This is a genomic window from Pseudomonas sp. UBA6323, from assembly GCF_002439135.1.
Lineage (GTDB): Bacteria > Pseudomonadota > Gammaproteobacteria > Pseudomonadales > Pseudomonadaceae > Aquipseudomonas.
This window is the reverse complement of record NZ_DJSX01000083.1, coordinates 14533-26925: the sequence shown is the minus strand read 5'-3', so window position 1 is coordinate 26925 and position 12393 is coordinate 14533. Positions and strand designations below refer to the sequence as shown.

The 12393-nt window shown below is 61.8% G+C and carries 8 protein-coding genes; all 8 read right to left on the bottom strand.

All coding sequences use genetic code 11. From position 1 onward, the window contains the following. Positions 1–6 precede the first annotated feature (6 nt). The 8 genes from brnQ to sdhA all read right to left on the bottom strand — a co-directional run bounded on the left by brnQ (position 7) and on the right by sdhA (position 12392). Entirely contained in the window at positions 7–1320 is a 1314-nt protein-coding gene (gene brnQ, locus B3P22_RS20000) for a branched-chain amino acid transport system II carrier protein (protein WP_296272289.1), read from the bottom strand. A gap of 408 nt (positions 1321–1728) precedes the next feature. Beyond that, positions 1729–2616: a succinate--CoA ligase subunit alpha gene (gene sucD / locus B3P22_RS19995; RefSeq protein ID WP_275544925.1), complete on the bottom strand. Its 888-nt coding sequence runs from the start codon at positions 2614–2616 to the stop codon at positions 1729–1731. Next, positions 2616–3782, bottom strand: a complete 1167-nt coding sequence (gene sucC / locus B3P22_RS19990) for an ADP-forming succinate--CoA ligase subunit beta (protein ID WP_197856428.1) — start codon at positions 3780–3782, stop codon at positions 2616–2618. Before sucC ends, sucD begins: the two co-directional genes overlap by 1 nt. A gap of 241 nt (positions 3783–4023) precedes the next feature. Next, positions 4024–5460, bottom strand: coding sequence for a dihydrolipoyl dehydrogenase (lpdA, locus tag B3P22_RS19985; RefSeq protein ID WP_296272288.1), 1437 nt, complete (start codon positions 5458–5460; stop codon positions 4024–4026). Positions 5461–5526: 66 nt separating this feature from the next. Continuing rightward, complete coding sequence (gene odhB / locus B3P22_RS19980) at positions 5527–6756, bottom strand: 2-oxoglutarate dehydrogenase complex dihydrolipoyllysine-residue succinyltransferase (protein WP_296272287.1); 1230 nt, start codon at positions 6754–6756, stop codon at positions 5527–5529. Positions 6757–6820: 64 nt separating this feature from the next. Beyond that, positions 6821–9652: a 2-oxoglutarate dehydrogenase E1 component gene (locus tag B3P22_RS19975; RefSeq protein ID WP_197856425.1), complete on the bottom strand. Its 2832-nt coding sequence runs from the start codon at positions 9650–9652 to the stop codon at positions 6821–6823. A gap of 248 nt (positions 9653–9900) precedes the next feature. After that, positions 9901–10608 (bottom strand): succinate dehydrogenase iron-sulfur subunit, encoded by a 708-nt coding sequence (locus B3P22_RS19970; RefSeq protein ID WP_013715382.1) that lies wholly within the window; start codon positions 10606–10608, stop codon positions 9901–9903. A gap of 11 nt (positions 10609–10619) precedes the next feature. Further along, positions 10620–12392, bottom strand: coding sequence for a succinate dehydrogenase flavoprotein subunit (gene sdhA, locus B3P22_RS19965; protein WP_197856424.1), 1773 nt, complete (start codon positions 12390–12392; stop codon positions 10620–10622). Between the last annotated feature and the right edge of the window lies 1 nt (position 12393).

The following is a 12393-nucleotide window of genomic DNA, read 5'->3' as shown; positions in this document are numbered from 1 at the left end:
CCTGCGTCAGGCGGTAGCGCTCTGGCGCACTCCGCGGAGGCGATCGAGTACCACCACCAATGCCAGGGTTATCGCCACCGGCAGCAACCAGCCCAGGCTCTGCCCGGCCAGCGGCAGTTGCCCGAACCAGGCTGGAACCTTGTCGGCCCACGGGGTCGCGGCCACGCCATCGGCAATGCCGAAAACCAGCGTAACGGCCATTACCGGCATGAACACCAGCGATTCGGAACGCCATAGGCGATTGGCCAGGCTCAGGGCGACCAGGACGATCGCCAGCGGATACAGGCCGACCAGCACGGGAATGGAGAAGCTGATCAACTGCGTCAGGCCCTGATTGGCCACACCGAGGCTGAACAGCCCGAATACGATCACCACGCTGCGGTAAGACACCGGCAGCAGCTTGCTGAAGAACTCGCCACAGGCAGTCAGCAGGCCCACCGCGGTGGTCAGGCACGCCAGGGTGATGACCACGGCCAGCAGCAGGCTGCCTGTGGTGCCGAAGGTGTGCTGAACATAAGTGGTCAGTACCTGCACGCCATTTTGCGCATCGCCGGCGATGCCCTGGCTGGTAGCCCCAAGGTAGAACAGCGCCAGATAAACCAGCGACAGGCCGGTGGCGGCGATGATACCGGCGATGACCGAGTAACGGGTCACCAGCCCTGCATCGCTGATGCCGCGATCACGGATGGCGCTGGCGATGACGATACCGAAGACCAGCGCACCCAGAGTGTCCATGGTCAGGTAGCCCTGCAAGAAGCCCTGTACCAGCGGCGCCTCGCGATAGCTCTCGGCAACCACGCCGATCTCGCCGGCCGGAGCGAACAAGGCAGCGCCACCAAGTACCAGCAGCGCAGCCAGCAGTACCGGCGTGATGAACTTGCCGATGCGATCGACCAGTTGCCCTGGATTGAGGGAAAGAAACAACACGGCAGCGAAATACACCAGGGTGTAGATCAGCAGCGGCGCGCCTTCGTTACCGGTGAATGGCGCGATGCCCATCTCGAACGACACCACGGCGGTACGCGGCGTAGCGAACAATGGACCGATGGCCAGGTACACCGCTACCGCGAGGATGGCGCCGGCGATCTTGCCCAAAGGCGCAGTGAGCAGATCCATCCCCCCGCCAACACGTGCCAGTGCAACGACGGTCAGCAGCGGCAGACCGACGCCGGTCAACAGAAAGCCGATTGCCGCGGGAAGTAGGTTCTCGCCAGCGGCCAGACCGGCGCTGGGCGGGAAGATGATATTGCCGGCGCCCAGAAACAGGGCAAAAGTCATGAAGCCGAGGGCCAACAGGTCCGGGCCTTTCAAACGAGTCATAAGAAGAAATACCACAGGCAGGAAATCGAAGAGTTGCGGGGGTTTCCTTGAGGGATTCAGGAAACGTCGCCCGAGCGTTTGGCTCGAACCACTGCATGCATCGCCAGGCGCTTGTGGCGCCACGGACACGGTAAGCCGCGAATATTAACGAAAAGCGTCCTGCATCAGCACAGTTGCCGGGCGAGCTGTCGAACTGGCATAACTGACTGTCGCATGCTCGACAATAGCGCGACGACGACAGCAACTGACCTGCCCTCCCTCTTCCCACCGGGAGCGCATGGGCGTCGCAGTGCTTTATTCATGATTTCGCTGCGAGCTTCGCGGAAATTCGTGTCTACCCCGAGCCTTCAACAGGCACCAAACAAAAAGGCCACCCGAAGGTGGCCTTTCTGCGAGAGTCAGCAACGCTTAGGCGTTCTTGACTTCCCAACCGGTCAGCTCGGCCAGGGCCTTGCCGATGTCAGCCAGGGAACGCACGGTTTTCACACCAGCGTCCTGCAGCGCAGCGAATTTCTCGTCTGCAGTGCCCTTGCCGCCGGAGATGATGGCGCCAGCGTGGCCCATACGCTTGCCGGGAGGAGCGGTCACACCAGCGATGTAGGAAACTACAGGCTTGGTGACGTTGGCCTTGATATAGGCAGCCGCTTCTTCTTCAGCCGAACCGCCGATCTCACCGATCATGACGATCGCTTCGGTCTTCGGATCTTCCTGGAACAGCTTCAGGATATCGATGAAGTTGGAGCCCGGGATGGGGTCACCGCCGATGCCCACGCAGGTGGACTGGCCGAAGCCGGCGTCGGTGGTCTGCTTCACGGCTTCATAGGTCAGGGTGCCCGAACGGGACACGATACCGACTTTGCCTGGCAGGTGGATGTGACCCGGCATGATGCCGATCTTGCACTCGCCGGGAGTGATCACGCCCGGGCAGTTCGGGCCGATCAGGCGTACGCCCAGCTCGTCGCAGATGACCTTGGCATCCAGCATGTCCAGGGTAGGAATGCCTTCAGTGATGCAGACGATCAGTTTGATTCCGCCGAAAGCAGCTTCCAGGATCGAGTCTTTGCAGAACGGAGCCGGTACGTAGATGACCGAAGCATCAGCGCCGGTGGCTTCCACGGCTTCCTTGACGGTGTTGAACACCGGCAGGCCCAGGTGGGTGGTGCCACCCTTGCCCGGAGTCACGCCGCCGACCATCTGGGTGCCGTAGGCGATGGCTTGTTCGCTGTGGAAGGTACCCTGCGAGCCGGTGAAGCCCTGGCAGATGACTTTGGTGTCTTTATTGATCAGGACGCTCATTACTTGCCCTCCGCAGCTTTGACGACTTGCTGAGCAGCGTCGGTCAGGCTGGTTGCCGCGATGATGTTCAGGCCGCTTTCAGCCAGGACCTTGGCGCCCAGCTCAGCGTTGTTACCTTCCAGGCGGACGACCACTGGGACCTTCACGCCGACTTCTTTAACGGCGCCGATGATGCCTTCGGCAATCATGTCGCAACGAACGATACCGCCGAAGATGTTCACCAGAACGGCAGCGACGTTGCTGTCGGACAGGATGATCTTGAAGGCTTCGGTCACGCGCTCTTTGGTTGCGCCGCCACCTACGTCGAGGAAGTTGGCTGGCTTGCCGCCGTGCAGGTTGACGATGTCCATGGTACCCATGGCCAGGCCGGCACCGTTGACCATGCAGCCGATGTTGCCTTCCAGGGCCACGTAGTTCAGCTCGAAGCTGGCAGCGTGGGCTTCACGAGGATCGTCCTGCGACGGGTCGTGGAAGGTCTTCAGCTTCGGCTGACGGTACATGGCGTTAGCGTCGATATTGATCTTCGCGTCCAGGCAGTGCAGGTCGCCGTCGGCCTTGATGACCAGCGGGTTGACTTCCAGCAGGGCCAGATCGTGATCTTTGAACAGCTTGGCCAGACCTACGAAGATCTTGGCGAACTGAGCGACCTGCTTGCCTTCCAGACCCAGTTGGAAAGCCAGCTCGCGACCCTGGTACGGCTGAGCGCCGACCAGCGGATCGACGGTGGCCTTGAGGATCTTCTCAGGGGTTTCGTGGGCCACTTTCTCGATGTCCACGCCACCTTCGGTGGAAGCCATGAACACGATGCGACGGCTGGAGCGGTCCACTACAGCGCCCAGGTACAGCTCCTTGGCGATGTCGGTGCAGGATTCGACCAGGATTTTGCTGACCGGCTGACCATTGGCGTCAGTCTGGTAAGTCACCAGACGCTTGCCCAGCCAGTTGGCGGCGAAGGCCTTGGCGTCTTCTTTGCTCTTGACCAGCTTTACGCCACCGGCTTTGCCGCGGCCACCAGCGTGGACCTGAGCCTTGACGACCCACTCGCTGCCGCCGATTTTTTCGCAGGCTTCTGCGGCTTCTTCCGGGGTGTCTACCGCGAAGCCCTTGGATACGGGCAGGCCGTATTCAGCGAACAGCTGCTTACCCTGATACTCGTGAAGATTCATGCTTGTCTACCGTCTTCGTTTAGGTATTGCGCATTCGGCGCTGTACTTGTGATACCGCGCCACCTGTGACTGCCGAAGCAGTCCGCCGGGCCTTCCGCCGCGAGTCGAACTCGACGCGGGCCACCCGACGTGGTTCTGCTTGCAAACACCACCGCAGCGATGAGGCGATTACGTGACGCCCCGCCTACCACGGCGGCTTACAACAACTTGAGTGGCCGCACGCGGCGGCCACCTGTGACGCTTAGCGCTTTTTGCGGTTGGCGATATGGATCGCACCACCGTTGACCGCCAGAGCCGCTTCGTGCAGCGCCTCGGACAGCGTCGGGTGGGAGAAGACCATCATGCCCAGGTCTTCGGCACTGGTACCGAATTCCATGCCGATCGCGCCTTGCTGTACCAGCTCGGCAGCGCTTGGGCCGATCACGTGAACGCCCAGTACGCGGTCGGTTTTGGCATCAGCGATGACCTTGACCAGACCACCGGTATCGTTGGCAGCCATGGCGCGGCCGCTGGCTGCGAAGGGGAAGGTGCCGACGTTGACGGCAACGCCTTCAGCCTTCAGCTGCTGCTCGGTCTTGCCGACCCATGCGATTTCCGGGTGGGTGTAGATCACCGACGGGATCAGATCGTAGTTCATCTGCGCCTTGTGGCCGGCGATGCGCTCGGCAACCATCACGCCCTCTTCCGAGGCCTTGTGCGCGAGCATGGCACCACGCACGACGTCACCGATGGCGTAAACGCCCGGAACGCTGGTTTCGCACTGGTCGTTGACGAAGATGTAGCCACGCTCGTCCAGATCCACACCGCTGTCGGCAGCCAGCAGATCGGTGGTCACCGGGCGACGGCCTACGGCCACGATCAGCTTGTCGAAGGTCATCTTCTGCTCGCCATTGGCGTCGGTGAAGCTGACAACGACCTGCTTGTCCTTGACTTCCGAACCGGTCACGCGAGCGCCCAGGCGGATGTCCAGGCCCTGCTTGGTCAGGGTCTTCTGGGCTTCCTTGGCGATCTGCTCGTCGGCAGCGGCAAGGAACTTGTCCATGGCTTCCAGCACGGTCACCTGCGAGCCCAGGCGAGCCCAGACCGAGCCCAGCTCCAGACCGATCACGCCTGCGCCGATGACGCCGAGGGTTTTCGGTGCAGCCTGGAATTCCAGAGCGCCAGTGGAGTCGACGATCACGTCCTGATCAACCGGGGCCGGCGGAATCTCGACCGGCTTGGAGCCCGAGGCGATGATTACGTGAGCAGCTTCGACCACCTGAGTATTGCCGTCAGTGCCGGAGACTTCGACCTGCTTGCCAGCCAGCAGCTTGCCGTGGCCTTCCAGCAGGGTCACACCATTGGCCTTGAACAGGCCGGCAACACCGCCGGTGAGGTTCTTGATGATGGTGTTCTTGCGCGCCACCATCGCCGGTACATCGATGGTCACGTCCTTGGCCTGGATACCGTGTACGGCGAAGCCTTCTTTCGCTTCATGGTACTTCCAGGAGCTGTCCAGCAGCGCCTTGGAGGGAATGCAACCGACGTTCAGGCAGGTGCCGCCGAGGGCGATCTTGCCGTCGCTGCCCTGGTATTTCTCGATGCAGGCGGTCTTCAGACCGAGTTGAGCTGCTTTGATGGCGGCTACGTAGCCACCAGGGCCGGCACCGATGACTACCACGTCGAATTTCTGGGTCATAACGTATTCCTTCTCGAATAAACCGGACGGCCCTGAGAACAGGGCCGTCGTGGAGGAGACTGGCTTTTAGATTTCCAGCAGCAGACGAGCCGGGTCTTCAAGCAAGTTCTTGATGGTCACCAGGAAGGTCACGGCTTCCTTACCATCGATCAGGCGGTGGTCGTAAGACAGCGCCAGGTACATCATCGGACGGATCACCACCTGACCGTTGATCGCCATCGGACGCTGGATGATGTTGTGCATACCCAGGATGGCGGCTTGCGGCGGGTTGACGATCGGCGTCGACATCATCGAACCGAAGGTACCACCGTTGGTGATGGTGAAGGTGCCGCCGGTCATTTCTTCGATGGACAGCTTGCCGTCTTTGGCTTTCTTGCCGAAGGTGGCGATGCCGCTTTCGATTTCAGCCAGGCTCATCTGCTCGGCGTTACGCAGTACCGGAACCACCAGGCCGCGGTCGCTGGACACGGCAACGCCGATGTCGGCATAGCCGTGGTAAACGATGTCGTTGCCGTCGATCGAAGCGTTGACTGCCGGGAAACGCTTCAGCGCCTCGGTAGCGGCCTTGACGAAGAACGACATGAAGCCCAGGCGCACGCCGTTGTGGGACTTCTCGAACAGATCCTTGTACTTCGAACGCAGCGCCATGACTTCGGTCATGTCCACTTCGTTGAAGGTGGTCAGCATGGCCATGGAGGACTGGGCTTCAACCAGACGCTCGGCGATCTTGGCGCGCAGGCGGGTCATCGGTACACGCTTCTCGGTGCGATCGCCAGCGGCAACGACCGGAGCGGCAGCGGCCGAAGCGGCGGCCGGCTTGGCAGCGGCGGCCGGAGCGTTCTTCTTGGCTTCGACAGCAGCGATCACGTCTTCCTTGGTCACGCGACCACCTTTACCGGTGCCGGCGATGCTGTTCGGGTCGATGCCGTTCTCTTCAGCCAGCTTGCGCGCGGCCGGCGAGAGGATGGAGTCGTCGCCAGCAGCGGCAGCCGGAGCAGCAGCCTGAGCCGGAGCGGCGGCAGCGGCCGGAGCGGCAGCCGGAGCAGCGGCACCAGCGCCACCTTCGGTCAACTTGCCCAGCAGCTCGTTGGAAAGGACGGTGTCGCCTTCATTCTTGATGATTTCAGCCAGGACACCATCGGCCTCGGCCAGGACTTCGATCACCACCTTGTCGGTTTCGATGTCGACGATCAGCTCATCGCGCTTGACCGCTTCGCCCGGCTTCTTGTGCCAGGTGGCCACGGTGCCGTCGGCAACCGATTCCGGGAAGGTTGGGGCTTTGATCTCGATAGCCATTGTATGCGTTTCCTTAAATTCGGTTTACCGGTAGGCGGCACCTGCCACCTACCGGATGAAGGCGTTAAACAGTAAAGGCGTCCTGCAGCAGTTTTTCCTGCTGCTCGGCGTGCATCGACGCGTAACCGCAAGCTGGCGCTGCCGACGCATCACGACCGGCATACTCCAGGAACAGCGACTTGTTGTGCGCAGTAGCGACGCGACGCATGTGGTGCTGGCTGCAATACCAGGCGCCCTGGTTCATCGGCTCTTCCTGACACCAGACGATGTGCTTGAGGTTCTTGTACGGCGCCAGTACCTCGGCCAGATCGTCTTCCGGGAACGGATAGAGCTGCTCGATGCGAACGATGGCGATGTCCTCGCGACCCTCGGCGCGACGCTTCTCCAGCAGGTCGTAGTAGACCTTGCCACTGCACAGCACCATACGCTCGACCTTGGCCGGATCCAGCGAGTCGATCTCGCCGATCACGGTCTGGAAGGAGCCTTCGGCCAGATCTTCCAAGGTCGAGATTGCCAGCTTGTGACGCAGCAGCGATTTCGGCGTCAGGACCACCAGCGGCTTGCGCAGCGGGCGGATCACCTGACGACGCAGCATGTGGTAGACCTGCGCCGGGGTGGTCGGCACGCAGACCTGCATGTTGTGCTCGGCGCACAGTTGCAGGTAACGCTCCAGACGCGCCGAGCTGTGCTCAGGCCCCTGCCCTTCATAACCATGCGGCAGCAGAACGGTCAGACCGCAGAGACGGCCCCACTTGGTCTCGCCGCTGGAAATGAACTGGTCGAACACCACCTGAGCGCCGTTGGCGAAGTCGCCGAACTGGGCTTCCCAGATCACCAGCGCGTTCGGCGTGGTGGTGGCGTAGCCATATTCGAATGCCAGCACCGCTTCCTCGGAGAGGTAGGAGTCGTACAGCTCGAACTTCGGCTGACCTTCGTACAGGTTCTTCAGCGGAACGTAGGCCGAGGCGTCCTTCTGGTTGTGCAGCACCGCGTGACGGTGCGAGAAGGTGCCGCGGCCGATGTCCTGGCCGGTCATGCGGATCGGGTGACCTTCGACCAGCAGCGTGGCGTAGGCCATGGTCTCGGCGAAGCCCCAGTTGATCGGCAAACCGCCCGCGCCCATCTTCTGACGGTCCTCGAGGATCTTCGAGACCTGACGCTGAACCAGGAAACCCTCGGGGATCTCCAGCAGCTTGGCGGACAGGTCCTGCAGGGTCTTCAGGTCGAAACGGGTGTCGTGACGCGCGGTCCAGGCATGGCCCAGGTACGGACGCCAGTCAACGAACAGCTCCTTGTTCGGTTCCTTGACCAGGCTCTTGACCACGTGCTGGCCGTTGTCCAGCGCAGTACGGTAGTCGTCGATCTTGGCCTGCACGTCGTCGCTGCTCTGCGCGCCGGATGCAACCAGGGCGTCGGCGTAGAGCTCGCGGGTGGTGCGCTGCTTGGCGATCTGCTGATACATCAGCGGCTGGGTGCCATTCGGCTCGTCGGCCTCGTTGTGGCCGCGACGGCGGTAGCAGACCAGGTCGATGACCACGTCGCGCTTGTACTGCATGCGGTAGTCGACGGCCAGCTGGGTAACGAACAGCACGGCTTCCGGATCATCGCCATTCACGTGGAAGATCGGCGCCTGGATCATCTTGGCGACGTCGGTGGCGTACTCGGTGGAGCGCGCATCTTCCGGACGGCTGGTGGTGAAACCAACCTGGTTGTTGATCACGATGTGGATGGTGCCGCCAGTCTTGTAGCCGCGGGTCTGCGACATCTGGAAGGTTTCCATGACCACGCCCTGACCGGCGAACGCCGCGTCACCGTGGATGGAGATCGGCAGAACCTTGTCGCCACTGGCGTCGCTACGACGGTCCTGGCGGGCACGTACCGAACCCTCGACCACCGGGGAAACGATTTCCAGGTGCGAGGGGTTGAACGCCAGCGCCAGGTGCACTTCGCCGCCGGCAGTCATGACGTTGGAGGAGAAGCCCTGGTGGTACTTCACGTCACCGGAGGACAGACCTTCGGTCTTCTTGCCTTCGAACTCGTCGAACAGGTCGCGCGGGTTCTTGCCGAAGGTGTTGACCAGGACGTTCAGACGGCCACGGTGGGCCATGCCGATGACGATTTCCTTGGTGCCGTAGGAGCCCGAACGCTGGATGATTTCGTCCAGCAGCGGGATCAGGCTCTCGCCGCCTTCCAGGCCGAAACGTTTGGTGCCCGGGTACTTGGTGCCTAGGTACTTTTCCAGACCTTCGGCAGCGACGACGCGCTCGAGCACGTGCGCCTGCACCTCGGCGGAAAACTGCGGACGACCGCGCACGCTTTCCAGGCGCTGGGCGAACCAGTTGCGCTGACCGGAATCGACGATGTGGGTGAACTCGGCACCGATGGTGCGACAATATGTCTGCTGCAGCGCATCGCGGATTTCGCGTAGCGTTGCCTCTTCTTTGCCGATGTACAGCTCGCCGGTGCGGAAAGTAGTGTCCAGATCCGCGTCGGTCAGGCCGTAGTGATTGATCGACAGGTCAGACGGCGCAGTGCGCACCCACAGACCCAACGGGTCAAGCTGGGCGGCCTGATGGCCACGCATGCGGTAGGCCTGGATCAGGCGCAGTACTTCCACCTGCTTCTTTTCGTGCTCGCTGCTGACGGCCCCGGCGGAAACCGGCTGGGCGCGACGCGAATTCTTGGCGAGCAGGACGAAATGATCGCGAATGGTCGAATGCGATACGTCCGTTGCAGCGCTGCCGTCGGTCGGCAACTTCTGGAAGTAAGTGCGCCACTCTTCTGGCACAGCGTTGGGATCGTGCAGGTAGAGCTCGTAGAGCTCTTCCACGTAGGCAGCGTTGCCACCGGATAGGTGGGCACTGTCCCACATGCGCTGCATCACGCTTTCTTGCATGCTTGGTCACCCTCGGTAAGGGGACACCACCGGCGCGAATACCGCATGGCTCCAATCAAAGTCATGTTGCTGCGACTCGGATGAAGCCACTTGGGTTCCCGCAGATAGTCCGGGTACCAGCCCGGATGCCCCTGCTGGTCGTCATATTTTTCGAGTATGAGCCGCGGCTTTGTGGGCTGCGGCTCTGGCTTTACTGCGAGCCGACCGGAGCCGGACCCGCAGGTGTTACAGGTATAGCAACTTGCGAATCAAGTACCGCTTTGCAGCAGCATGTTACGCACGTGGCCGATGGCCTTGGTCGGGTTCAGACCCTTCGGGCACACGTTCACGCAGTTCATGATGCCGCGGCAGCGGAACACGCTGAACGGATCGTCCAGCGAGGCCAGACGTTCGGCGGTCTTGGTGTCGCGGCTGTCAGCCAGGAAGCGGTAGGCCTGCAGCAGCGCAGCGGGACCGAGGAACTTGTCCGGATTCCACCAGAACGACGGGCAGCTGGTCGAGCAGCACGCACACAGAATGCACTCGTACAGACCGTCGAGCTTCTCGCGCTCTTCCGGCGACTGCAGACGCTCGATGGCCGGAGCCGGCGTATCGTTCTGCAGGAACGGCTGCACCTTCTCGTACTGCTTGTAGAAGATGCTCATGTCGACGACCAGGTCACGAATGACCGGCAGACCCGGCAACGGGCGAATCACCAGCTTGCCGCCCTTGAGGCCGGCAGCGGAGATCGGCGTGATACAGGCCAGGCCATTCTTGCCGTTGATGTTCATGCCGTCGGAGCCACATACGCCTTCACGGCAGGAGCGACGGTAGGAGAAGCCTTCGTCCTGCTCCTTGATCAGCGCCAGCACGTCGAGGACCATGATGTCCTTGCCGCCGGTGTCGACCTGGAAGTCCTGCATGAACGGAGCGGCGTCCTTCTCCGGGTTGTAGCGATAAACACTGACTTGCAACATATCAGTCACCCTTAATAAGTCCGAACCTTGGGTTCAAATGCCGGAACGGTCTTCGGCGCGAAGTTCACGTCACGCTTGGCTACGCGCTTCTCGCCTGGGAAGTACAGGGAGTGGCACAGCCAGTTCTGATCGTCGCGCTCTTCGAAGTCTTCACGAGCGTGCGCACCACGGGACTCTTTACGAGCCTCGGCAGCCACAGCGGTCGCTTCGGCAACTTCGAGCAGGTTTTGCAGCTCCAGCGCTTCGATACGCGCAGTGTTGAACGCCTGGCTCTTGTCCGCGATTTTGACTTTCGCGATGCGCTCACGCAGGTCGGCCAGTTGTTGGATGCCCTTCTGCATGTATTCGCCGGTACGGAATACACCGAAGTAGTTCTGCATGCACTGTTGCAGCTCTTTACGCAGCGGAGCCACGTCTTCGCCAGTGCTGCGCTCGTTGACGCCAGCCAGACGCGACAGCGACTGCTCGATGTCGGTTTCGCTGGCACCACGGACTTCCACGCCTTCTTTCAGCGCTTTTTCCAGGTGCAGACCAGCGGCGCGGCCGAATACCACCAGATCGAGCAGCGAGTTGCCACCCAGACGGTTGGCACCGTGTACCGATACGCAGGCGACCTCACCGACAGCGAACAGACCTTCGATGATGGTGTCGTTGCCGTTGGCGTCCTGGGTGATGGCCTGACCATGAATGTTGGTGGCAACGCCGCCCATCATGTAGTGGCAGGTCGGGATGACCGGAACCGGCGCGACCACAGGGTCGACGTGGGCGAAGGTCTTCGACAGTTCGCAGATACCCGGCAGACGGCTGTGCAGTACTTCTTCACCGAGGTGATCGAGCTTCAGCAGTACGTGATCCTTGTTCGGGCCACAGCCGTTGCCGGCGATGACTTCCTTGACCATGGAGCGCGCAACCACGTCGCGGCCGGCCAGGTCTTTGGCGTTCGGCGCGTAACGCTCCATGAAGCGCTCGCCATGGGCGTTGATCAGGTAACCACCCTCGCCACGGCAGCCTTCGGTAACCAGTACACCGGCGCCGGCAATACCGGTCGGGTGGAACTGCCACATCTCGATGTCCTGCACCGGTACACCGGCACGCAGGGCCATGCCCACGCCGTCGCCGGTGTTGATCAGGGCGTTGGTGGTGGAGGCGTAGATACGGCCAGCACCGCCAGTGGCCAGAACCACGGCCTTGGAGCGGATGTAGACGGTTTCGCCGGTCTCGATGCAGATGGCGATGATGCCGACGATGGCGCCGTCCTGGTTCTTCACCAGGTCAACGGCGTACCACTCGTTGAGGAACGAGGTGCCGGCCTTCAGGTTGGCCTGATACAGGGTGTGCAGCAGCGCGTGACCGGTACGGTCGGCAGCAGCGCAGGTACGGGCAGCCTGGGTCGGATTGTCCGGACCTTTCGACTGACCGCCGAACGGACGCTGATAGATGCGGCCCTGCTCGGTACGGGAGAACGGCAGGCCCATGTGCTCGAGCTCGAACACGGCTTCCGGGCCGACGGAACACATGTACTCGATAGCGTCCTGATCACCGATATAGTCGGAACCCTTGACGGTATCGTACATGTGCCAACGCCAATCATCGTTCGGGTCGGCCGAGGCGATGGCGCAGGTGATGCCACCCTGAGCGGAAACGGTGTGCGAACGAGTCGGGAACACCTTGGTGACCACGGCAGTCTTGTGACCACCCTGAGCCAGTTGCAGCGCAGCACGCATGCCGGCGCCGCCGCCACCTACGATGATGGCGTCATAGGAAAGAGTACGGATGCTAGCCATG